The organism is Mesobacillus zeae (genome assembly GCF_003570705.1).
Taxonomy (GTDB): domain Bacteria; phylum Bacillota; class Bacilli; order Bacillales; family Cytobacillaceae; genus Mesobacillus_C; species Mesobacillus_C zeae.
On the sequence record NZ_QWVT01000040.1, the window covers coordinates 29,906 to 52,273 of the forward strand.

Here is a 22,368-nt window from a genome sequence, read left to right on the forward strand (position 1 = left end):
TAATATTGTTATGGTTTATTAAGTTCACCAATCTGTTAATGGACATCCTTGCTGTGCCCGCATTTCTTTTAAATACTGGTATTGGCCGATGAATTTGCATGGTTTTGACGGGATATGGAACGAATATACCCCTCTGATTGTGTGAAAATATAGCAGCCCTTTGTTACCAGAAAAGGGTTTATACGACATATCGAGGATGTCATCGAGGTAGAAATGGTTAGAGGCACTGATTATCCTGTCATGATACAGCTTAAGAGTTTCACGTGTTTCGATTGTTAGCTGACGATTATCTTTGATCGTTCTTTTAACGATGATATAAGGCTGGGCAATCAGCATATTTAGCCTCCTTCCTCACGAACAGAGTTTATTCATTTTCAGCCTACAGGAATAGAGCTGATTTCGCAAACAATCGCTGTTCCTTCTAATAGTGGGGTGCGCAGCGATTCTGTTTGTTATACAATAATGAGATAGTAAATAAAAGTGGTGATACTGTTGTTTAAATTATTGTTAATCGAAGATGATGTCACCTTGTTTGAGGAAATCAAGGAAAGACTGACCCAGTGGTCCTATGACGTATATGGAGTTACCGATTTCGCGAATGTACTCGCCGACTTTGCAAATATACAGCCTGATTTGGTCATCATCGACATACAGCTACCCAAATATGACGGCTTTCACTGGTGCCGGATGATCCGCTCCCAATCCAGTGTACCAATCCTTTTTTTATCTTCACGCGATCATCCGACAGATATGGTAATGTCCATGCAGCTCGGCGGAGACGACTTCATCCAGAAGCCCTTCCATTTTGACGTGCTCATTGCAAAAATCCAGGCGACTCTCCGCCGGGTGTACGATTACAGCAGCGAACCTTCAAAGCTGAGAGCTTGGTGCGGTTCAACAATCAATGATGATAACAATACGGTGTCAAATCAAAAAGCTTCCATTGAACTCACTAAGAATGAAATGTATATATTAAAAATACTTATTCAACATAAAAACAAGATTGTCAGCCGGCAGGAACTCATTGAATATCTTTGGAATGACGAACATTTTGTCAGCGACAACACCCTTACCGTAAATGTAAACCGCCTCAGAAGAAAACTCGATGACTTAGAGCTTGGCCGCTATATCGAAACAAAGGTCGGACAAGGCTATATGGCTGTCGAGGAGGAGAGTGCCTGTGATTAGGCTGTTTATCAAGGAAAGATTAAGCTGGATTCTGCTCGTATTATTCCTTCATTTCCTGCTTGTGCTTGTCTCTTGGCTGGATGCTCCCATACCTCTGGCTCCCATCCTATATTATGTCTTTTTGTCATTGATTGTTTTCATCATTTTTCTTGCGGTTCGTTACAACAGCGAAACAAGGTTTTACAGGAAGCTGATAGACTGGGAAAACCAGCTTGACACAAACAGCCTCGTTGAAGGGAATAGCCCCTTCGAAACAATTGTCCAGGATAGCCTCGAGCGACAAACAGATTGGCTCAAGCAATCATCTTCGCGTAATCTGACTACGCTCGAACAGGAAAAGGATGACCTGCTATCCTGGATTCACGAAGTAAAAACCCCACTTACAGCGATGCATCTGATGATTGATCGACTAGATGATGAAAAACTGAAGGCGGGACTGACATATGAATGGCTGAGAATTCATCTCCTTCTTGATCAGCAGCTGCACCAAAAACGGCTGCCATTCATGGAGAATGATCTTTTTATCGAAAAAGCAGATTTAAAGCCGCTGATTTTCAAAGAAATCAAAGACCTCCAATCATGGTGCATGCAAAAAGGAATAGGCTTCGAGGTTGAGCTTAAAGCCCCTGAAGCCCTCACAGACGCCAAGTGGCTTGCTTTTATCATCAGACAGCTTCTGACAAATGCGGTTAAATACAGTGAGTCGTCCGACGTGACAATCAACAGCTGCCGAAAAAACGGCCGAGTTGTACTGGAGATTAAGGATCTTGGTATAGGTATCAGTAAAAAGGATCTACCTCGCATTTTTGACAAAGGATTTACATCAACAGACCATCGCAACCTTGGTAGCGCCGCAACAGGAATGGGACTATATCTTGCCAAAAAAGCGGCGATACCGCTCCTTATTACAATCGATGTTTCATCGGTACCTGGAGCTGGTTCGACCTTTAGGCTGACATTTCCGGAGAAAAATGAATTCGTCAAAATAACAGGCATGTGACAAAAATGTCACATGCTTTTTCCTTTTGTTCGGGGAATCGAAGGAAGTCACGATAAAGAATTCTTATAATAGAGACATAAAGAACAAAAGGAGCGAATGAATATGAATATTCTTGAAGCAAGCAAGTTGTGCAAAACGTACGGCAATAAATTAAATCGGCAGGAAGTGTTAAAGAGCATTGATGTCTCTGTAACGGAGGGCGAATTTGTCAGCATCATGGGAGCTTCAGGCTCAGGTAAGACGACTCTGTTGAATGTTTTGTCATCCATCGATAAAGTCTCGAGCGGCAGCATTAAAATTGAGGGAAATGAAATGACCAGCCTGAAGGAAAAGCAGCTGGCGGAATTCAGGAAAAACCATTTAGGCTTTATTTTTCAGGAGTACAATCTGCTTGATACACTAACAGTAAAAGAAAATATCCTTCTCCCCCTCTCGATTACCAGAACGCCGAAAAAAGCGGCTGAACATAAATTCGCAGAGGTTGCACAGGAGCTTGGCATCTATGATATCAAAGACAAGTATCCGAATGAAATTTCCGGGGGACAAAAGCAGCGTACATCTGCAGCCCGGGCGTTTATCCATGATCCTAGCATTATTTTTGCTGATGAGCCAACAGGAGCTCTCGATTCAAAATCAGCCTCCGATCTCCTGAACAAGCTGAGCGATCTCAATCAAAAGAGGAGTGCAACAATTCTCATGGTGACACATGACCCGGTTGCCGCTAGCTACTGCAGCAGAGTCATTTTCATCAAGGATGGCCAAGTCTACACCCAATTGAACAAAGGCGGCGGTTCCAGGCAGGCCTTTTTCAAAGATATCATGAAAACACAGGGTGTTCTGGGCGGTGTGCAGAATGAACATTAATCAGCTCATCTTCCGAAACCTGAAAAAGAACCTGAAAAATTATTATTTATACGTTTTTGCGCTGGTTTTCAGCGTTGGTCTATACTTTGCGTTTGTCACGCTGCAATATGATCCATCAATGGATTCCGTAAAAGGAAGCATCAAGGGATCCGCTTCGATTAAGACCGCCTCAATTTTGCTTGTGGCAATCGTTTCTGTGTTCCTGTTGTTCGCCAACAACATTTTTATCAAACGGCGGAGCAAAGAAATCGGGCTTTTCCAGCTCATTGGCCTTACAAAAAATCGTATTTTCCGGATTTTGGCCGCGGAAAATTTCTACCTGTATTTCGGCTCTTTGATCATTGGGATATTCCTAGGTTTTTCTGTCTCAAAATTAGTCATGATGGTCCTTTTTAAAATAACTGGTGTTGAGACTGCTGCCACACTTAGATTTTCATCGCAAGCATTTATCCAGACAATTGCGGTCTTCTCTGCGATTTACGTTTTGATTTTACTTGTGAATTTCTTTTTTATCAAAAAGCAAAGCATTATCTCCCTGTTCCATGTCCGTTCCTCTACTGAAACAAAAGTGAAAAAGCTTTCAGTCTTTGAGATCATCATCGGAATACTAGGAATTGCCCTTGTCATCACTGGCTATTATGTGTCATCAAAACTGTTTAGCGGCGATTTCACATCAGCAAAAGAACTGTTCGGGGCGATGATTTTCATCCTTGCTTCTGTCATTATTGGCACATACCTGTTTTTTAAATGTGCAGTCAGCGTCATCTTCAATCTTATTCGCAAGAAGAAAGCAGGCTACCTGAATATCAAAGAAGTATTGTCATTGACATCCATCATGTTCAGGATGAAATCGAATGCCCTGCTTTTAACCATCATCACGACTGTTTCAGCACTAGCGATCGGTTTACTGTCGTTAAGCTATATTTCGTATTACTCTGCTGAAAAGCTAGCTAAAAACATCGTAACCGCAGATTTTTCTTTTACTGCTAAAGAAGATGCGGCGAAATTTAAGCAAGCACTGGATAAAGAAAAAATTCTATACAATGAAAAAACGATTCCGGTCATCCAGGCGACCGCAGATTTGTCTGCTATTATAACCAAAAATAATAATGGAATGAAAATGGATCCGAAGAACGCACCTGTTCCTGTCGTCAGCGAAAAGTCTGTGAACGGGTTTGACGTGAAGGAAAATGAAACAATCTTTACAGGCTATAATGATGCCTTCCGAAAATTCTTGAACATGAAAGATTCTGGCAAGGTTCAGCTAAAAGGCAAAAAAGTGGCTGTTCCGCTCAATTATCTTGAATTTAGAAAAGATTATGTTGTTGCACACTATTTTACTGGTGGCGGCAACCCTGTCGCTGTTGTCGATGACCATGTTTTCAACCAGCTCAAAGCTGATTTAGAACCATCCATTCAATTAGAATCTTCCCTTTTCACTGGGTTAACTATCAAGGATGAAACAAAGCTTGAAAGTGCAAATCATGTTTTCAATGACCTGGATTTTGGTGAACTTTCCGCCAATAACTCAAGATTGGACATCGAACGCCACCAGAAAAAGAATATGGGGCTGATGATGTTCATCGTAGGGTTTCTCGGACTCACCTTCCTGATCACTTCGGGATGCATTCTGTACTTTAAACAAATGGACGAAGGCGAAGACGAAAAGCCGAACTATACGATTTTAAGAAAACTTGGTTTCACACAAAGCGATTTATTGAAAGGTATCCAGGCGAAACAAGCCTTCAACTTCGGCATTCCGTTAATCCTCGGACTTATGCACGGCTATTTCGCGGTCCAATCCGGCTGGTTCTTCTTCGGCTCCGAGCTGTGGACACCGATGATCATCGTTATGGTGCTGTATACCGTCCTCTATTCCATTTTTGGTATCCTGTCTGTGCTATATTATAAAAAGGTAATCAAAGAAGCGCTCTAATTTCACTGACTACCCAGCTTCATCAAACTATGATTCCTACTCCGGCTCCTTGGCCGGAGTTTGTTGTTGAGATAGGATTGTGTTAGCGCTCTATCTTATTCCTCTGATTGCTTTTGATCTTATTGGCTGATATCTATTTAACAGATATAGAGCAAACTGTCTCCCGGATGGATCATTCGGCGAGTTTTTTAATAATACCAGCTAATCGGAATGTCATTTTTAGCTCAGGAAGGTGTGCCCTCCGTTTTTGAATAGGGTTTTTTTTGAGATATCGACCAAACCTGACAAGATATCGACCAACTCCAGCCCGATATCTACCATCATCGGCCTCATATCGATCACCCTTGGCAATATATCGACCAAACCGCCTGTTCTGGTAACTAATACCCTCGCTTTCGAATACCGATAACCTTTGTGACTCTAGCAGAATACCCCCTCTTACCTGGGAGGCTCTGGTTTTGTTCAAAGCCATGCAAAAACCTATGTTGTTATTTGAACTAAATATGCGTTCTACAATGTATTGACGAATATCTGTTTGCAGGGTTTAGTATACCGTTAAGAGAATTAATAGTTGAAGCAACGTTTTCGTTGTAAAGATGGCCAAAAACACTGATATTACCGCCACACCCCCCTACCGTACTCTTACGCCAGATAAATGGTTGGTGTTCTTTATCTCCTGTTTAAACATCGTAGCGATAACGATACAGTGAATAAAATCTTTGTTGAAAGTCCATTTTTCTCAGCCTTCGAAACTACAGTAGTTTAAGGAAAGCGTCTGGGTATTTATGAAACCGATAATTAGAAGGTCCACTTTTATAGCGAAAATCAGTATTTAAGCGAAGTTCTGCTCAAAAAGCAGCTCCATTCCCCCTCTCTGGACACGACGAAGAGGCCCTTCAATTTGAAGAGCCTTTAGGTAATATTAACCTCATACTAAATCAGTTACAGCACCCATTTTCGAATAGCCTGTGCCACCCCGCTTCCTGTGTTGCTTCCTGTAATCCAGTCGGCTGCTTCTTTGACAACTGGCTGAGCATTGCCCATGGCGACTCCCAGGCCTGATTCTTTAATCATGGAAATATCATTAAGGCTGTCACCTACAGCCATGACATTTTCCATAGAAACCCCAAGAAGCTCGCAGACCCTCCGCAAACCTTTTGCCTTATTGACTCCAAGCGCGTTGACTTCGATATTGGTCAGACTTGAATTACTGATCTCCAAATTATTGTTCTTCCTCAGCTCGCCAAGAATCGTGTCACGAACAGCATCATCCTTGATGTCAAAGCCAAACTTAAGCCACTCGTGAGCGGCCACATCCTCTGGCACTTCGTTATACCAGTTGTCTGTTGTGCTGACAGCCCAGTATTTTGCTTTATGCGTCTTAGAAAGATCCAGCATCCATTGAAGATAGGGAGTCATCAGTGGATTTCTTTCAACCAGCTCACCTGAGGGTCCCCATATTTCACTTCCGTTAATGGTCACAAGGTAGGAAGACAGCTGCAGTGAAACAACATAATCTCTCACTCTTCTGATGCTTCGCCCAGTGCTTAGCACCACCGTTACTCCCTGTTTCTCCGCTTCTTTAATTGCATGATCGTTCTCACGGGACACTTTATGGTGCTCATCAAGCAAAGTACCATCCATATCCAGGGCAATCAGCTTAATATCTTTCATTTTCATCATCTCCTGCTTCTTTCTTTATGAAAATATCATACCATTCGATTCGCTTTTTGAAACTTGGGGAACCTCGATTTCGAATCATCCCCATCCAGCAAAATGGGAGAACTTCATACAACTTCCTTTTTCCGAGAAATTCGTCGAATTATATTTTTCCAAAAGGGGTGGACTTTATTTTTTTGCTTGTTATAATAACTTTTATGCAAGTGACTATGATTAAAAGGTGGGCATTATGAAGAACTCTTCTTGTAGGTACCTGATCAACGCATTAGGCAAACGCGGTGAGACCTACCATACCCATTGCAGAGATAAAGAGGAACTGAAAAAGTGGATCGCTGAAAATCAGGATAAACTTTCGATGAAGGACCTTAAAGTCATCGATAAAAACAGGCACCCTTTGCTCCAATGGTTCTCTTTTTCTTTAAGAAATATCAATCTATAAAACAATGTAATCGGGGCTGGCGGCAGAATCCGCCGGCTTTTTCAATACACAAAAAAGGCACAGCTCTATCGCTGTACCTTCTTTGGATAGGCTCCTCTGCCTTTACGCCAGGCAATCAGGCTTCCTCAGTCTTCAAGGAAGATCCCTCAACTTTTGCAAAAAATTCTTTGATTTGCATGATCAGGATGGCTGGACTGAAGGGCTTGATGACATACCCATTCGCCCCCAGTTTGATCCCTTCCTGCTGATCCTCTTCCCCGCCAAGCGCTGAAAGAAGGATGACAGGGGTGTCTTTCACGGTCCTTAGCTCCTGAAGAACATCAAGTCCGTTTTTCTCAGGCATTAAGATATCAAGCAGAATCATGTCAAAGTCTTCAGATAAGGCTTTCTCAAGGGCAATGCTTCCGTTTGGCGCTTCCTCGACGATAAAGCTCTCCCTCGTCAAATACATGTTTAACAAACGCCTCATGACCGCTTCATCTTCTGCTACCAGGATTTTTTTTGAAATAAAAATCTCTCCCATTCTACAAAATCCAACAATATGTATTAAATAATATATTAAACAGTAAAATACGAAATCTCAACACTTTTCTACTATCATCGCAGTGTTTTCCGGTCCAACCTCCGCCAAAAAGCTATTTTCCGATTAGTTTGCTGTTTTTCGGGAATGTATTAATTAGCCGTCTAACGGCATTATACAGACATGGAGGAATTGGAGTGTTAGCTTTTCTTTAAAAACTCTGTTAAAAATAACAAGATTAACGATTCCTAAAATAGGAACGGTAATTGTCCTCCATTGAAGTCATAAAATCGAAAAAAACAATTGGTGTTATGACCGAGGAAGGGTTGCCGTCAATCAGGATGACCACTTTTCCTCCTGCAAGATTGTAGACAATCCGGTCTGTACGTTCAGTCACCATCATTGTGGACAGAAGCGAGCGTTTCCTGCCATTCAGCAGCATTTGCAGCGCGGCGGCTGATTGAACAATCGTCTTGTCAATTGCGATTATTTTTTCCTTGATTGATTGATTGATTGATTGGAGAACATCCTTGCTGACAGTATCGGAGTCATACAAAAAAGCCACTGACTGGTGCGACTTCTCGCCCGTCTCGAACATTTCAGCGGTGAGTGAAGGCTGATGATACCTCTGCTGGACAAGGTTAATATTCGTTTGAATATCTTCCGACAGTGACAGCTGGGGACCGAGGATGGTCGTTTCAACTGATGTTTGGTTCATTATGTTTGTGTTGACTTTCTTAATGTAGAATAACTGCAATCCGGACTTGCTGCTAATAACCACGCTCCCCTTCGTGAGTTCATGAAGGAGCTCTTCTTTCGCCTTGATCTCCTGCCTAAAGGGAACAAAATCCAAATAGGCTGCAAAATGATTCTGACTCTCAAGTTCGAAAAATGGCTTAATAACATTTAACTAAAGCTGCTTTTCGTCCACCACTATTTTGAGATAGTACAATTTTGCCTTTTTGTCTCAACCTGCAAGGTTTTTTCCATGAAGTCAAACGAACCATCCATTTATTCAACAAGCCACTTGCTTGTTTTCCCCGCTTCTTTTTCCGGCATTGAAAACCTCCTTCCTCTTCTAAGTTCTATAAGCAGCACGAGCGATGTGCTATTTTTTTAGCTTGCCTGTGAGAAAAGTGCTCCATTCACTGCAATTGTCCACGTTGGAGTCTTGACTGATCTCACTTCTTTTTCATTCCAGCTTAAGAGCAACTAGCTCGTAACTAAAGAAAAGCGCACCAGCCGATGCTGGAGCACTTTCATACATAAAAGATCATCCTGTATTTCTCAAGCCCGCTGCTACACCGCTGATGGTCAACAGAACCTGGGTGAAGAGTTCTTCATCAGGATCGTCCATCTTCCGCAGTTCCCTGATCAGCTCGATTTGGATGAAGTTCAATGGATCGACGTATGGGTTCCTTAGGTGGACCGAATCCTGGATATTCGGCGAATGATCAAGAAGTTCTTCATCCCCGCTGATTTTCAGCAGGATATTTTTCGTTCTTTTAAATTCATCATGGATATTTTCAAAAATGCGTTCAGCTACTTCCGCGTCTTCGACAAGAGATGAATATTCTTTTGCCGTCGTTATATCTGCTTTCATCAGGGCCATCTGCAGATTGTCAATCGTTGATCGGAAGAAGGTCCAGTGCTCATACATTTCCTTCAGGATCTCCATGTTTTCTTCGCTTTTGTCCGCAAAAGCCTGTAGACCAGTTCCCGCAGCATACCAGGCCGGAAGCAGCTGCCTGCTTTGTGTCCAGGCAAACACCCACGGAATGGCCCTTAGGTTTTCGAATGACCGGCTATCTTTCCTGCTTGATGGCCTAGAACCAATTTTCAGTTCAGCCACTTCACGGAGTGGGGTTGCTTCATGGAAGTAAGTAAGGAAATCCGGATCCTCAAAAACGAGGGATTGATATTTCTTTAACGATACGGCTGATATGTCTTCAATGGCATTGACCCATCGTTCATTGCGAATCCTTCCTTGTGTTACCCCTGCAGTAGAAGTAATCAAGGTCGATGTAGCTTGTTCAAGGCTACGATAGGCGATTTCCTCGACCAAATACCGCGCTGACAGCACTTCTCCCTGCTCGGTGATTTTCACCCCATCGCCAAGCGTTTCCGCAGGCTGAGAAAGTATACTTCTATTCAGCGGGCCGCCTCCCCTTCCAAGCGAGCCGCCTCTGCCATGGAAGAACTTCAAACCGATATCATGCTTTTTCGCCATTTGGTGGATCTCCAGCTGCGCCTTATACAGCTTCCAGTTGGCTGTCATCGTTCCGCCATCCTTGCTGCCGTCCGAGTACCCTAGCATAATTTCCTGCTGAAGGCCTCGCTTTTTGAGGTGTTCCCGGTAAACCGGCATCTCAAATAATGTCTCCATAATGGCAGGACCCGCTGTTAAATCGTCAATCGTTTCGAGAAGCGGTGCGACATTGAGATCGGATTCAACTGATCCGTCAGCATGAAGTCGGTAAATCCCTGCTTCTTTTGCCAGCACAAGCACTTCAAGTAGGTCGCTTACAGATTGTGTCATGCTGACAAGATAAACCGCAATCGAGCGTTTCCCAAACTCTTCATGCGCATTTTTGATCAATTGAAAGACATCAATCATTTGCTTTGTTTCATCAGAGTACTCTTCATGTAAAAGAAGTAACGGCCTTGGGTCTTGCAGGACTTTCTGGAGAAGCACCTGCTTCGCTTCTTCAGACAATAAGGCATAATCCTCGGCAATTTGAACTTTTTTCAGGATTTCTGCAATGGCCGCTTCATGCTCGCCGCTGTGATTACGAATATCAAGCGTCGCCAGGTGAAAACCGAAAAGTCCTACCTGCCGGATCAGCTTCTTAAGTGTCTTCAATTCATGGTTAGCCGGATGGTGCAATTTGGTGCTTCTCTTGATAACCAGAAGGTCTTCAAGCATTTCTTCTGAAGTCCGGTAGCCTGCCGGAGACTGGCCAATTTGCTTTAGACGCTCAAGAATGACCGCGATTTTGCGCCTGTAGGCCTCTCCCTCGATCGGCCATGTCTTTCCTGCAGGAAGAAAGGTCTTTTCCTCTTTATCCAGGTTTTCGAGCAACTCGGGACTCATTTTTACCCTTGCAGTCGAATGGCTGAATCTTTTCATTAAATCGATCAGTGCTGCTTTATATTTTTTAAGGACAAGATGGCGCTGTTTTTCAAGCGTTTCCCATGTAATCTCTGGAGTGACGTTCGGATTACCGTCACGGTCCCCTCCAATCCATGATCCGAAGTGCAGGAAATCAGGAACCATCCATTCCATGTCCGGGAAATGCTCGTGGAGGTTATCTTCCACTTCCTGGTGGATTTCGGGAAGGACATCAAAGAGCGTCTGGTCAAAAAAATACAGGCCATTCCGTACTTCATCTATAACGGTTGGCTTGCGGTGCCGGAGCTCATCTGTCTGCCAGAGGACCGTCACCTCGTTAAACAGGCTTTGATCCAGCTTTTCCCGCTCTTTTTTTGAAAGAAACGGGTTATCTTTCATTTTCAGAATATCGGAGATTCTTTTCTGGATTTCCAGAATGGATCTTTTCGTTGCTTCCGTTGGGTGCGCGGTAATGACAAGCTCAAGGCTTAGTGTATTCAGGACGTTGCGGATGATATCCGGATTGACTTCGTTTTCCTTAAGTGAAATGATGGCACTCTCAATGGAATATGGCTGGGCGTTCGCCTCGGATTCGAGGAGATAGTCGCGCCTGCGCCTAATCCGATGATTTTGTTCGGCTGCATTGATGAGGTGGAAATAAACGGAAAAAGCCCGAATCACTTGTTTTCTCATTGGAGAACTCAGCCCAGAGATTTCCTGTTTCAATTGCTCATACGTATCGCGGTGAAATTCGTTTCTCAGAGTTTTGCACATCGCCCTGATTTGCTCGACTTTCTCCAGTAGCTCTGTTCCCCCGTGGTATACGAGAATATCGCCAAGAATCTGCCCGAGCATCTTAACATCACGGCGCAATGGAAGACGGCTGTCGTTGACCTGCATATCTGTTGTCATGTTTACACCTTCCTTACTATATAGAGGCACAAGAAATTTAAGTATTAATATATCATAACTTTTTCGGCATACATAGGGAAAACCTTGCCTTGTCCCCTATTTTTTCCCTGAAAGCCCTTTATTTTTCGAAAAGTGTTATAATTGTAAAAAATTAAGGAGTGAATCCAATGTGATGATCCGCAGTACCCCCGGACAACTTCATACTAAGGAGGCATACTATGAAAACCTTGTCCTTCCGGTTATTGTGGATTAGCCAGGCACTGGCAAACAGCGGTGATATTTTTTACATTGTTGGTTTGATTTCAGTGATTCACGAAATCTCTGGCTCCCCGCTGGCGATGTCAATGGTTCCATTTATTTCAGTTATGTCCAGATTTGTCAGCGGGATGCTGGCACCTGTTTTGTTTGACCGTTATGGACTAAAAAAACTCCTTTTTCAATCACAACTTTGGAAGACAGCTGTTCTCTTTGTCCTGGCTGCTGTCCTTATAGCAATGGAGTCAAAAAGCATGGTTATTTACTTTGTGCTTTCAGGGCTGATCTCCTTGCTGGATGGTGTCGCCGCACCGATAACATCTTCACTTACGCCAAAAATCGTGGAGAAAAGTGAACTAATAAAGGCGAACAGCTTTCTTGCCATTGTCACTCAAACAGTCCAAGTAGCAGGCTGGCCTGCAGGAGCCATACTTATATCTTTTGCTGGAGCGGATAAAGCAGTGATGCTGACTTTGGCGCTCTATGTCATTTCATCGTTTTGCATTTTTTTCATTCAGATTTATGGGAGCGAAAGCATGGCCCCCCTTAAGCCGCGGGGTTCCTTTTTGTCCGGATGGAAGGCTTTATGGGCTTTCCCGGCAATTAGGAGCATTGCCCTGATGGAGTTTTTCACACTCATTGCAGGCGGAGTCTGGGTTGCGGCCGTTCTTTATATTTATGTAGAAGAACTTGGTGCAGGAGAAGAATGGTGGGGCTATATCAACTCGAGTTATTTTATTGGCACTATTTTTGGCGGCTATCTCGCTTACCGTTGGTCAAAAATACTTGAAAATCATCTTCCGGCTGTTATGATTTTATCCAGCCTGGCCATTGCCGTGCTGACAGCTACTTTCGGACTAACTCGATTGCCTACGGCTGCACTAGTTTTATCAGCTCTATGCGGCATTCCCTACCAACTGAAGGAAGTAGCCAATAATACGATAATACAATTTCGCTCTCCTGATGATTTAGTTGCAAAAATATACAGCAGCATGGCAGTAGTTATTAACCTGACGTTTGGCTTTTCGGTACTCTTGATCGGGTGGATCGCTGAAACATTTGGAGTTCGCAATGCTTTTTTATTTGCTTCCGCCCTTATTTTGGTGAGTGCTGGAATCGCATATGCCAATAAGGGCAACCTTACACTCGAAAATCAAGAGAGGACAACTGCAGATAGCTGATTATTTCGTTTTACGGTAAGGTTTCACACATCTAGAAAACCAGGGGTCGCTCTACTATGGGATACGGTTTGAATTTTTATCTCCTCTAAAAATATAAAAGGAAACGGGAAGCCCTCCCGTTTCCTTTTTTGCTTCTTTTGGGTGTAAAATGAAGGAACTTCTCAGGATGACGAAAGGATGATGAGTTTGAAAAAGAGGGCAATAATTCCATCCATCCTGTTCCTGTTATTATATACGGGCCTTGTTTTTTACCTTGGCTGGAACGGATGGACATGGCTGCAGTCAGCCTTTGGGTTTGAAACAATCTATATATACTCGATAATACTGGGCCTTGCCGCTTATTCATATATCATTGGTATTTTTGTGAAAAGAACGCCCTTTTTCAGGCTGCTGGGTTCCTACTGGTTTGGTTTCCTTCAATATGCGCTTCTTCTTTTTCCTGTTGCAGATTTGACCGTTTGGGCACTGAGATTGAGTGGCGTAAACAGGGATTCGGCTGTTATGTGGACAGGCACAGTGGTTATGACTATGTTTGTCATTATCCTTTTTTATGGGACTTTTCAGGCATATAGCCCGGTTGTGCGGACTTACAGGATTGAAATACCCAAAGAGGCTGGGAATAGAAAGAATCTTCGAATTGCGATGGCTTCGGATATGCACTTTGGCCACTTGTCGGGGCTGAATCATCTTCGCAGGCTTGTCAGAGGTATTATGGATATACAGCCAGACTTAATTCTTCTTCCCGGGGACATTGTCGACGATGACCCGGAAGTTTTCATCCGCAAAAGAATGGGCGATATGATGAAAGAATTGTCCGCGCCATTAGGCGTGTATGGTGTTCTCGGGAACCATGAATACTACGGAGGTGCCATACCAAAATTTGTGGCAGAAATGGAGCGAGCCGGGATTACCATCCTGCAGGATGAGTGGATCCATGTTGAGAATAGCTTTTATCTCGTTGGGAGAAAAGACAAGACTGACCGAAACCGTAAACCTATTCAAACGCTTGTAACCGATCTGGACCACAATTGCCCTATTATCATGATGGACCATCAGCCGGCAGATCTCCAAGCAGCCGAGCAAAGCGGAGTGGATCTCTTAATGTCTGGGCACACCCACCGCGGGCAAATGACACCCAACCACTTGATTACCCAAAGAATTTTCGAGAATGACTGGGGCTACCTGCAGAAGAATTCACTTCACACAATCGTTTCTTCAGGATTTGGATTTTGGGGCCCGCCAATTCGGATAGGCAGCCGTTCAGAAATCGTCAGGATCGATGTAGTATTCACCGCACCTGAACGATAAGCCAGGTGCGGGATGGAAACACACTAACACATCACCTCCCCAAAGCGTGCCTGACCCCCGGCGCGGTAATGTGATAAAGCGTTGGTTTTTGTCATTTCCTGCGCTTGCCCGAGAAATAATTTGATTCTTTTCCTGTTATTTCAATGATGTGATATAGTAGCAAATAGTGCTGTTATCAAGGGATGTATTCATGAAAGCATCCATAAAGAATCCAAAATCTGAGCATAAAAAAGAAAGCGAGTGAAAAGCATGAATGGGAAGAATAGAAAAGACATAAAGCCCGGCCTTGAAGTCGACATCGTCCTCAAAGCCGATCAAAGGACCGGCAAGCTCACTACTGGAATTGTGAAAGATATCCTTACGAACTCCCCAACACATCCGCACGGCATAAAAGTGAGACTAACGGATGGCCAGGTAGGAAGAGTCCAGGAAATCAAAATAAAATAGAATAACAGCCCAAAATAAAAACAGACCCTTTTAACAGGGTCTGTTAGTCGCTGTTTCATTATGCTTTTTGGACGTTGACAGCTTGAGGGCCGCGCTGGCCTTGTTCGACTTCAAAAGTTACTTCTTCGCCTTCATCCAATGACTTGTACCCTTCTGACTGAATAGCTGAAAAGTGTACAAATACATCCTCTCCGCCTTCACGCTCAATGAACCCAAATCCTTTTTCGCTGTTAAACCATTTTACTTTACCACGTTCCAATGTTGTTGCCTCCTAGCATTTATAAAAATTGCAATTGTGCTTGCGTAAGTATTATACCCGCATGCGCTAGCGTTCATACCCATATACTCATTTTTTTATAAAAATTTAATAAAATAAGAAAAAAGACCTGCATCCAGGCCTTTCTTCCATTACAAATTCGTGATTTTAAGTTCTACCCATCTTGTCACTTTGCCATAAAACTTCTTTTCGCAGTACTCGGTCTTGTAGCGATAAAACTGACGAAGCCGTAGATTCTCATAGCCATCTAAATCATCAATCGTACTTTCCAGGCGGGCTTTCTCTTCTTCTGTAGCAAGCTCGTTTGTTTGTTTCCTGGACAGGACAATTGTGATAACCCCGCTATCCAAATCCTTTTGTTTGAAGCCTTTTCTGGCAATTCTGTTAAGTTTCCGATCCACTTCCCAAAGAAACAGGCCGTCGATGGTCTTGTATGTATACATTTTCTTTGCTAGCAGTTCTTTATAATCGGCCTTTGTTACTTTAAAGTTTTCCACTTTTTGCTCCAATGTGTATTTCAAAGATTGTTTAATCCCTTTTTCTCGTAAATCTCCGAAAAATCTTCTTACAAACATTTTCTTGTTTTGTTCTACATGGTCATAACTCATTTGTTGCCTCCGTAAATGTTACTGCCACCGCTATAAGATTCGTAAAGCCGTAGTCGTTTTTTGGGGGTCGAAATAAAAAAATGTCGAAATTACTCAAAAGAATAGGATGAAACAGGTATCTTTTCCTGCCAAACATTTTTTATTATGAGGCTTTCTCTTCATTCGTGCAACTTTTCTCCCCTATTAATGGTCAAATAATTCCAAATTCTATTCAAATATAATATTGAAAAATCAAATTTTTAGATTATACTAAAAATTGGATGGACTTAAAGTTCGGGTTCGTAAACCTTCATGCGACTCTTTTTGGCCAGCTAAGCAATTATTTGGATTTGACGATTAGGGAGGAATCATCGCTTGAAATTAATAGAAAAACGGTTTATCCCATTGCTGCTTGGGGTTGGCATCTCTTCTGCAGGGGATTTCATGTACCTTATCGCCATTAATATCCTCATTTTTAAATTAACGGGCTCATCACTAGCTGTTGCCGCACTTTGGATACTTGGACCTCTAGCGGGAATTGTCATCAAGCCATGGACCGGCGGTTTCATCGACCGCTTCCAAAAGAAGCAAATCATGATCATAACGGATATTATCCGCGGAATCTTAATGCTTCTGCTTTCCTTTCAACAAAACGTTCCAGTGATCCTTTTTATTATATTTCTTTTCCATATAACCAGCTCTTTCTTCGTCCCTGCTTCACAAGCTTATATTGCCAAATTTTTGCCTGAGGAGCAGAGAGGACCCTTCAATGGCATTTACCAGGCGGCACAATCGGGCGGCTTAGTAATTGGTCCGGCTGTTGCTGGCCTGCTCCTACCTGTCTTCTCTCCTACAGGTATCATTATCATTAATGGTCTGTCTTTTTTCATTTCCGCCATTCTGCTCGCCTTCCTTCCGTTTAAAGAAGAAGCCAACGGCAGTAAGGAGCGAAATCCATTCTGGCAAACATGGAACTCTGACCGGAAAGCTGTACTGCATGTCATTAAGGAAGAACATGTTTTTGTAAAAGTATACCTTACATTTCAGTTTATGTTCATTATCGGGTTGGCAATGGATTCGCTTGAATGGGTTTATTCCAGTGAAGTGCTTGGCCTCAAGGAGAGTCAATACAGCATGCTGGTAAGCATTTGTGGAGTCGGCTATTTAGCCGGTTCTCTCCTCTCCTCTTATCTGTCAAAATGGGCGGGCCCCCGGCACTTAATGACTGTCGGCATGTTATTCTCGACGCTCGGATATGCAGGTTATGCATATGGCTCCAGTTTCCTTACAGCTTTAATATCATTCACCATACTGGGAATCGCCCAGGCGATAGCAAATACGGGACTCGTGACACTCTATCAGCAATCGATTCCTTCATCCATCATGGCCCGGTTCTCGAATTTTTTCGCAGTCATTATCAGTTTTATGATAATCGGACTAACCTTGCTTTTGGGCTTATTCGGAGAAAAAACGGTCAGCCTTGCTGTTCAGGCACCTATCATTGTCACTTTCGCTCTTTGTATACTGCTGTTCCGGTTCAGCAGTACGCTTCGGGAGGAAAAATCAGCTGCTGTGCAGCAATCCGCATTATAAGCAGGAAGAACACAGCAGCCCGTCTAACGATCTATGGGGGTCTCTTGGCGTTCAAGACATCATAGCCTGTCGCAGTTGGGCACGAGCACTTCTGCCCTTCACAGCCGGATCCGTAAATCTACCTATAAAAAACTCCACCCCTTCCAAAAAGTCGGGTGGAGTTTTTTTATAGTCTGCTGTTAGGCTGCGACATCCCTTTTTGAAAAAACACCGAACGCAAGCAGCTGGAAAATCAGAAAGTACACAACGAGCATTATAACGGAAAAGCTAAATGTCATACCTTCCACCAAGGGAACCCCATCAAAGTAAACTGAAAGGTCGGTATTGGCGAACAACACATATTTCGCCCATGTAAAGCTCCCTGCAAAGATTTTGGTGACCATATCCCCCATCAAGAGCAAAAACAAGGAAATCCCGACCGCAAGCGAGCTGTTCCTGAAGACTGTTGAGATCATGAACGCCATTGTTGCCAGCATCAGCATACCGATAGAGCTTAACAAGTATTCCCCAATCAGCTGAAGGAAGATGCTTCGCTCGACCACCTCTCCATTAGTAAACGCAAGATGCGGGACGCTGCTTTCCGGAAGTCCGAAAAATATCAAACCTGCAAGCGCAGAAACCGTGAACAACAAGGAAAGGAGCATCAGGCTAAACAACAATAAAGTCAGATATTTAGACAGCAGTATTTTCACACGGCTTGTTGGCCTGATTAAAAGCAGCTTAATTGTTCCCCATGAAAATTCTGATGAAACCATTCCTGCTGCCACAATGATCGTAAACACTCCCACAATGCTGATCAATCCTTTTGTGTCCCTTACGAAAGTCCAGACATTCTGCTCTGCTTCCGGAGCCATATCATTTGAAATCCGATATTCCTTTATCGCAATCTGCCGTTCGTAAAATTTTTTCATGTTCTGATTTGATTTTCCAAAACTGGCCATTGTTTCACGATCTTCTTTTAATTCTGTTTGCAAATCCTTTTTCCAATGTACATTTTCTTGTGACGGATGCTTGACTTCATCGTATTTGAAGTAACCTCCAAGCCCTGCGGCAAGCACCGCAATGATTGCCAGCATCACAATGGTTCCTGGCCTCCTGAAAAGCTTTGCGCACTCATTTATTATTAAATTCATCATTTTTGTAACCTCCTAATTTGCCGTTACTTCAAGGAATCTTTCTTCAAGCGTCTTGTTGGCCGTCCCAATACCGAAAATCTCAATATCGTATTCTATCAAGCTGCGCAGAATAACTGGAACCTGCTCTCTCGCAATATCCACACTAAATCCATCATCAAGTATTTTTGCATCCCACTTGTCACGCAACCATTGTTCCTTCCCGCCAAGATTCCCGGTTTCAAATACGTAAGACGATACCTTATCCTGGTGGACGAAATCATTGATGTTTTGGACATCAATCAGTTCCCCGTTTTGAATGATTGCGATACGGTCACACATCAGCTCCATTTCTGATAGGAGATGACTTGACACAATGACACTCATGCCCTGCTCCCTGGCAAGCTTGCGCAAATGCCCCCTGATTTCCCTGATTCCGGCAGGATCAAGACCATTTGTCGGCTCATCAAGAATCAATAGCTTAGGGTCATGTAGTAGGGACTGTGCAAGGCCAAGCCTCTGCCTCATCCCGAGCGAATAGGTATGGACCTTGTCATGAATTTTATCTGACAGGCCGACAAGCTCCACGACTTCAATGATTTTCTCCTTTTGAATTCCTTTGTGCATTCGTGCATACTGAAGCAGATTTTGATAACCTGTCAGAAATTTGTACATTTCCGGGTTTTCAACAATTGCCCCAATCTTCCCAACTGCACCGGCAAAATCTTTTGCAATGCTTTTTCCGCAAATGACAATATCTCCTTCACTGATTTTCATCAGGCCGACAATCATTCGAATCGTTGTCGTTTTTCCAGCACCATTTGGTCCAAGGAACCCGAAAACTTCTCCCTCGTGGACATCAAAGCTCAGGCCTTTAATGATAGGTTTACCTTTTATAGATTTTTTTACATTTTTAAGTGACAATACTGTTTTCATTTTTTAGACCTCCTCCTTATTTCCTTCCAGCTGCTTCAGCCAATTGAGAACTGATAAGCCTTGTTCTTCGCGCAGAGATTCAACTTCCTCCTGCCCGATGACCGATCCGTCTCTGATTACAATTGCCTCATCCAGCAATGGTTCAATTTCATTGATTTCATGCGTTGCGATGATCAGAACCTGCTGTTCAAAATCAATATATTTCAATAGGCTTTGTACAATCGAATCCCTGACCATCGGATCCAATCCGGAAAAAGGTTCATCCAGCAGAATGACCTCAGTATTCCGAGCCAATGTCGCAACAAGCTTCAGCCGGCCGCGGTTACCTTTGGACAGCGACTTGACCTTTTTGGAAGGGTCCAGTCTGAATTCTTTCAGCAGATTTTGGGCTTTACGTTGATCAAAGTCGGCAAACTGGCTTGCTGTGTACCAGATGGTATCACCGACTGTAAATGCATCATGAAACATATCAAGCTCAGTCAGGTATGCAACATTCCCGCATGTTCTCCTTGTGACTTGGCTTCCGCTCAATGAAACGGTTCCTTCATCCGGAAAAACAAGCCCTGCAATCATTTTTAGCAGTGTCGACTTTCCGCTTCCATTTTGGCCTAAAAGCCCGTAAATTTTTCCTTTTTCAAAGGTGAGGCTTACACCGTTCAGCGCCCTTTTATTTCCGTATCTCTTGATGACTCCCTCAACTCGAATAGCCATCCTACTCCTCCTCCCCCATATATCTTTGCAGCAAGGCGATAACTTGGGTTTTTCCTACACCGATTTCTTCCATTCTTTGAATAAAAGATCCGATAAGCTCGTCTTGCATGCTTCGTGCAATCTGCTCCATCAGTTCACCATTCTCCGATACAAATGTGCCTTGCCCTCTCCTCGTCTCCACAACATTCATCCTCTCAAGCTCAGTGTACGTCCTTTGAATCGTGTTCGGGTTGACTCCCATCTGTACAGCCATCTCTCTTACTGATGGGAGTTTGTCCCCGGGTTGCTGCTTCCCCTGCACAATGTCGATGATGATTCTGTCAACAATCTGCATATAAATCGGCTTGGATGATTGAAATTCTTCGCCCATTGGTTACACCTCTACTTTCCTGTCAAGAAGTCTTGCTGCGAGGAAGATAAGAACTGTTGCGAGAAGAGCGAAATAAACAAAGGGCAGGACAGGCATCTTGGCACTGTTTAATGCGGCACTCCACACTTCATTTTCGTATTTCATCGAGAAATCGGTAATCATTTTGATTTGATAGTGATACATCAGGTTTTTAATCGCCTCTATTTTCATTAGCTGACTTTCCAAAAGATTGTAAGCAACAGGAATAGCTACAATGATGATCCAGCGCACCGGCTTTTTTAAATTTCTAAATGAGTGGTAAACCGTCCAAAGGAAGGTGCACCCTGCAGCAAAAAACAAGCCAATCACAATTTGAATGAAACTCAGGATCAGCATAGCTTTTACAAAAGAACCTATTCCTAGATACTGGATTTCAAACCTTCCAAACCAATAGATGCTTACCGCGGCATAAGCGATAAGAATTAGCTGTGTGATACCTTGATAGACAACAATTACAGCCAATTTTGACAGCAATAGTTCCATTCCCGATCTTGTGCTATATAGCCACAACATCGTCTTTCCTTCCTTGTTCAGCAAAGAAATCATCATCAGCGGTGCAAATATGAATTGTACTGTGACAAATACAAATAATACAGGTAGCGTCCCAACCGGCTGTGATGTATAAGCGGAAATGGCCATTCCGCCAATCATCCCGAGTACCGCTGGGACCAGCCAAATGAAAAACATATTCCTTGAGATTTTCAAATCTTTAAAAAGAAGTCCTTTGTATGGATTCATTTTTCATTCCCCTTAACTGTATTAGTGTTCTATACGAATAGTACACTAATACAACAGTGCAGTCAATAAGATTGGTTAAAAAAAAGAGCCCTTTTATTGGAGGGCCCCAGGATGGGAATTTCGTGTGTGTTTTGAAAAAATACCAGAGACAATATACAGGTATTTGGAAGTCTTCGCCCCAAACACAAAAAGGCCGCCATTTACCCAGCTAGTATTAGCAATGTAATGGCGACCTTTCTTTAATAACGCTATCTAATTTTCAATATTAAATCCTGCAATCGGTATAAATTAACGAACCTCTCGTTAGTGTACTGCCTTAAAAAGAAAAAGTGCAGCAAGGATGGTGTATAAAGCTGCTGTTTTTTTATCACTTTCCTTAAATTCGGCGATGGCGAGAATCGAAAACATAATAGTGGCAAAGGACTGCATGTAAATCATGTACCGGTCATCCAGTGTGATGGTATAGTAAGCAATTAATAAAAAAGCGGCAAGACCAGAAATAATTCTTAAGATGTTCAGCATGTTGATTCTCCTGCATTCTATAAGATAGTCTGATTTTAACACGCTTCCTTCTGATGGTGTGACAAAATATACAATTTACCGAGTTGCAATTACTGCTTCGTGTAATGAGGTGTCCCCTTTGCACGGTCCAGCACCTTATTCTTTGCAAATACCCCTAGAAGAAGACATCCTAACAGTGCCCCGGCCAAGGAACTGAAAATGAACATCGGGATAAAACCGAATAATGTTGCCTCCTTTCCGAGAAGGATGACAGCGATGGGATAGGAGGCGATCGCTCCAAGAATTCCCGTCCCGATCGTCTCACCGATGAACGCCATGTAGAGTTTTTTAGTTTTTGCGAATAATAACGCAGCCAGTAAGGCACCGATTATGCTGCCTGGGAAAGCAAATAGCGACCCCGTCCCCATCAAGTTCCGCAACAGCGATGTACAAAAAGCCTGGCCCACTGCATAAGCCGGCCCAAGGAGCACCGCGGAGACCACATTTATCAAATGCTGTACTGGAAATAGTTTTGTAAAACCTGCCGGGATATAGAATACATGGCTTGAAAGTGTTCCGATTGCCACAAGCATTGCCGTGAATGTCAATTTTCTCGTTTTGTCCATTTTGCTTAGCCCTTTACCTCTCAATAAAATGAGTTC

The 22,368-nt window shown here is 43.1% G+C and carries 22 protein-coding genes and 1 pseudogene; 9 read left to right on the forward strand and 14 right to left on the reverse strand.

Features of this window, described 5'->3' with window-relative positions; all coding sequences use genetic code 11:
- Positions 1-24: 24 nt before the first annotated feature.
- A complete protein-coding gene (locus D1970_RS19680) occupies positions 25-336 on the reverse strand; it encodes a hypothetical protein (protein WP_119114559.1) in 312 nt (103 codons plus the stop codon).
- Between the two features lie 156 nt (positions 337-492).
- On the opposite strand from D1970_RS19680, the gene D1970_RS19685 reads away from it, so the two are divergent.
- The 4 genes from D1970_RS19685 to D1970_RS19700 all read left to right on the forward strand — a co-directional run bounded on the left by D1970_RS19685 (position 493) and on the right by D1970_RS19700 (position 4,988).
- On the forward strand, positions 493-1,188 hold the full coding sequence (locus D1970_RS19685) for a response regulator transcription factor (RefSeq protein WP_119114560.1): 696 nt from the start codon (positions 493-495) through the stop codon (positions 1,186-1,188).
- Complete coding sequence (locus D1970_RS19690) at positions 1,181-2,188, forward strand: sensor histidine kinase (RefSeq protein ID WP_119114561.1); 1,008 nt, start codon at positions 1,181-1,183, stop codon at positions 2,186-2,188. Before D1970_RS19685 ends, D1970_RS19690 begins: the two co-directional genes overlap by 8 nt.
- Before the next feature lie 102 nt (positions 2,189-2,290).
- A complete protein-coding gene (locus tag D1970_RS19695; RefSeq protein ID WP_119114562.1) occupies positions 2,291-3,052 on the forward strand; it encodes an ABC transporter ATP-binding protein in 762 nt (253 codons plus the stop codon).
- Positions 3,042-4,988 carry an FtsX-like permease family protein gene (locus D1970_RS19700; RefSeq protein WP_119114563.1) on the forward strand — a complete coding sequence of 649 codons (1,947 nt, stop codon included), beginning with the start codon at positions 3,042-3,044 and terminating at the stop codon, positions 4,986-4,988. Before D1970_RS19695 ends, D1970_RS19700 begins: the two co-directional genes overlap by 11 nt.
- A 942-nt stretch (positions 4,989-5,930) precedes the next feature.
- Here the strand turns inward: D1970_RS19700 and D1970_RS19710 are convergent.
- Positions 5,931-6,662: a Cof-type HAD-IIB family hydrolase gene (locus tag D1970_RS19710; protein WP_374978570.1), complete on the reverse strand. Its 732-nt coding sequence runs from the start codon at positions 6,660-6,662 to the stop codon at positions 5,931-5,933.
- A 235-nt stretch (positions 6,663-6,897) separates the two neighbouring features.
- Here D1970_RS19710 and D1970_RS19715 point away from each other — a divergent pair, with 235 nt between their 5' ends.
- Complete coding sequence (locus D1970_RS19715; RefSeq protein ID WP_119114566.1) at positions 6,898-7,107, forward strand: hypothetical protein; 210 nt, start codon at positions 6,898-6,900, stop codon at positions 7,105-7,107.
- Positions 7,108-7,222: 115 nt separating this feature from the next.
- Here D1970_RS19715 and D1970_RS19720 read toward each other — a convergent pair whose 3' ends face one another.
- The 3 genes from D1970_RS19720 to ppc all read right to left on the reverse strand — a co-directional run bounded on the left by D1970_RS19720 (position 7,223) and on the right by ppc (position 11,651).
- Positions 7,223-7,630, reverse strand: coding sequence for a response regulator transcription factor (locus tag D1970_RS19720; RefSeq protein ID WP_119114567.1), 408 nt, complete (start codon positions 7,628-7,630; stop codon positions 7,223-7,225).
- A 235-nt stretch (positions 7,631-7,865) separates the two neighbouring features.
- A complete protein-coding gene (locus D1970_RS19725; protein WP_181213466.1) occupies positions 7,866-8,480 on the reverse strand; it encodes a spore germination protein in 615 nt (204 codons plus the stop codon).
- Positions 8,481-8,900: 420 nt separating this feature from the next.
- Positions 8,901-11,651: a phosphoenolpyruvate carboxylase gene (gene ppc / locus D1970_RS19730; protein ID WP_119114569.1), complete on the reverse strand. Its 2,751-nt coding sequence runs from the start codon at positions 11,649-11,651 to the stop codon at positions 8,901-8,903.
- Between the two features lie 218 nt (positions 11,652-11,869).
- Here ppc and D1970_RS19735 point away from each other — a divergent pair, with 218 nt between their 5' ends.
- From D1970_RS19735 to D1970_RS19745, 3 genes are all read left to right on the forward strand, one after another.
- Positions 11,870-13,087, forward strand: a complete 1,218-nt coding sequence (locus tag D1970_RS19735) for an MFS transporter (RefSeq protein WP_119114570.1) — start codon at positions 11,870-11,872, stop codon at positions 13,085-13,087.
- Positions 13,088-13,267: 180 nt separating this feature from the next.
- Positions 13,268-14,395 carry a metallophosphoesterase gene (locus D1970_RS19740; RefSeq protein ID WP_119114591.1) on the forward strand — a complete coding sequence of 376 codons (1,128 nt, stop codon included), beginning with the start codon at positions 13,268-13,270 and terminating at the stop codon, positions 14,393-14,395.
- A 249-nt stretch (positions 14,396-14,644) separates the two neighbouring features.
- Positions 14,645-14,842, forward strand: coding sequence for a YwbE family protein (locus D1970_RS19745; RefSeq protein WP_119114571.1), 198 nt, complete (start codon positions 14,645-14,647; stop codon positions 14,840-14,842).
- A gap of 58 nt (positions 14,843-14,900) precedes the next feature.
- On the opposite strand, the gene D1970_RS19750 is transcribed toward D1970_RS19745, so the two are convergent.
- Together D1970_RS19750 and D1970_RS19755 are read right to left on the reverse strand one after the other, a co-directional pair.
- The gene (locus D1970_RS19750; RefSeq protein ID WP_119114572.1) at positions 14,901-15,101 is read right to left on the reverse strand and encodes a cold-shock protein; all 201 of its coding nucleotides are present in this window, start codon (positions 15,099-15,101) and stop codon (positions 14,901-14,903) included.
- 149 nt (positions 15,102-15,250) lie between these two features.
- The gene (locus D1970_RS19755; protein WP_119114573.1) at positions 15,251-15,727 is read right to left on the reverse strand and encodes a hypothetical protein; all 477 of its coding nucleotides are present in this window, start codon (positions 15,725-15,727) and stop codon (positions 15,251-15,253) included.
- A gap of 354 nt (positions 15,728-16,081) precedes the next feature.
- On the opposite strand from D1970_RS19755, the gene D1970_RS19760 reads away from it, so the two are divergent.
- Positions 16,082-17,299 (forward strand): MFS transporter, encoded by a 1,218-nt coding sequence (locus D1970_RS19760; RefSeq protein WP_119114574.1) that lies wholly within the window; start codon positions 16,082-16,084, stop codon positions 17,297-17,299.
- A 179-nt stretch (positions 17,300-17,478) separates the two neighbouring features.
- On the opposite strand, the gene D1970_RS19765 is transcribed toward D1970_RS19760, so the two are convergent.
- The 7 genes and pseudogenes from D1970_RS19765 to thiW all read right to left on the reverse strand — a co-directional run bounded on the left by D1970_RS19765 (position 17,479) and on the right by thiW (position 22,332).
- Positions 17,479-18,435, reverse strand: a complete 957-nt coding sequence (locus D1970_RS19765; protein ID WP_119114575.1) for an ABC transporter permease — start codon at positions 18,433-18,435, stop codon at positions 17,479-17,481.
- Positions 18,436-18,690: 255 nt separating this feature from the next.
- Positions 18,691-19,347: pseudogene (locus D1970_RS19770) on the reverse strand (ABC transporter ATP-binding protein); the annotation flags it as partial.
- Positions 19,348-19,350: 3 nt separating this feature from the next.
- The gene (locus tag D1970_RS19775; protein WP_119114577.1) at positions 19,351-20,058 is read right to left on the reverse strand and encodes an ABC transporter ATP-binding protein; all 708 of its coding nucleotides are present in this window, start codon (positions 20,056-20,058) and stop codon (positions 19,351-19,353) included.
- Between the two features lies 1 nt (position 20,059).
- Positions 20,060-20,428 (reverse strand): GntR family transcriptional regulator, encoded by a 369-nt coding sequence (locus D1970_RS19780; protein ID WP_119114578.1) that lies wholly within the window; start codon positions 20,426-20,428, stop codon positions 20,060-20,062.
- 3 nt (positions 20,429-20,431) lie between these two features.
- The gene (locus D1970_RS19785) at positions 20,432-21,205 is read right to left on the reverse strand and encodes a hypothetical protein (RefSeq protein WP_119114579.1); all 774 of its coding nucleotides are present in this window, start codon (positions 21,203-21,205) and stop codon (positions 20,432-20,434) included.
- 303 nt (positions 21,206-21,508) lie between these two features.
- Complete coding sequence (locus D1970_RS19790) at positions 21,509-21,727, reverse strand: hypothetical protein (RefSeq protein WP_119114580.1); 219 nt, start codon at positions 21,725-21,727, stop codon at positions 21,509-21,511.
- An 89-nt stretch (positions 21,728-21,816) separates the two neighbouring features.
- Entirely contained in the window at positions 21,817-22,332 is a 516-nt protein-coding gene (gene thiW, locus D1970_RS19795; RefSeq protein WP_119114581.1) for an energy coupling factor transporter S component ThiW, read from the reverse strand.
- Positions 22,333-22,368: the final 36 nt, after the last annotated feature.

Excerpts from the sequence above, each read along its gene's own strand:
- D1970_RS19680 (WP_119114559.1), bottom strand. The coding sequence starts at position 336 with ATGCTGATTGCCCAGCCTTATATCATCGTTAAAAGAACGATCAAAGAT.
- D1970_RS19695 (WP_119114562.1), top strand. The coding sequence starts at position 2,291 with ATGAATATTCTTGAAGCAAGCAAGTTGTGCAAAACGTACGGCAATAAA.
- D1970_RS19700 (WP_119114563.1), top strand. The coding sequence starts at position 3,042 with ATGAACATTAATCAGCTCATCTTCCGAAACCTGAAAAAGAACCTGAAA.
- D1970_RS19710 (WP_374978570.1), bottom strand. The coding sequence starts at position 6,662 with ATGAAAGATATTAAGCTGATTGCCCTGGATATGGATGGTACTTTGCTT.
- D1970_RS19715 (WP_119114566.1), top strand. The coding sequence starts at position 6,898 with ATGAAGAACTCTTCTTGTAGGTACCTGATCAACGCATTAGGCAAACGC.
- D1970_RS19720 (WP_119114567.1), bottom strand. The coding sequence starts at position 7,630 with ATGGGAGAGATTTTTATTTCAAAAAAAATCCTGGTAGCAGAAGATGAA.
- ppc (WP_119114569.1), bottom strand. The coding sequence starts at position 11,651 with ATGACAACAGATATGCAGGTCAACGACAGCCGTCTTCCATTGCGCCGT.
- D1970_RS19735 (WP_119114570.1), top strand. The coding sequence starts at position 11,870 with ATGAAAACCTTGTCCTTCCGGTTATTGTGGATTAGCCAGGCACTGGCA.
- D1970_RS19740 (WP_119114591.1), top strand. The coding sequence starts at position 13,268 with ATGAGTTTGAAAAAGAGGGCAATAATTCCATCCATCCTGTTCCTGTTA.
- D1970_RS19745 (WP_119114571.1), top strand. The coding sequence starts at position 14,645 with ATGAATGGGAAGAATAGAAAAGACATAAAGCCCGGCCTTGAAGTCGAC.
- D1970_RS19755 (WP_119114573.1), bottom strand. The coding sequence starts at position 15,727 with ATGAGTTATGACCATGTAGAACAAAACAAGAAAATGTTTGTAAGAAGA.
- D1970_RS19765 (WP_119114575.1), bottom strand. The coding sequence starts at position 18,435 with ATGATGAATTTAATAATAAATGAGTGCGCAAAGCTTTTCAGGAGGCCA.
- D1970_RS19775 (WP_119114577.1), bottom strand. The coding sequence starts at position 20,058 with ATGGCTATTCGAGTTGAGGGAGTCATCAAGAGATACGGAAATAAAAGG.
- D1970_RS19780 (WP_119114578.1), bottom strand. The coding sequence starts at position 20,428 with ATGGGCGAAGAATTTCAATCATCCAAGCCGATTTATATGCAGATTGTT.
- D1970_RS19785 (WP_119114579.1), bottom strand. The coding sequence starts at position 21,205 with ATGAATCCATACAAAGGACTTCTTTTTAAAGATTTGAAAATCTCAAGG.
- D1970_RS19790 (WP_119114580.1), bottom strand. The coding sequence starts at position 21,727 with ATGCTGAACATCTTAAGAATTATTTCTGGTCTTGCCGCTTTTTTATTA.
- thiW (WP_119114581.1), bottom strand. The coding sequence starts at position 22,332 with ATGGACAAAACGAGAAAATTGACATTCACGGCAATGCTTGTGGCAATC.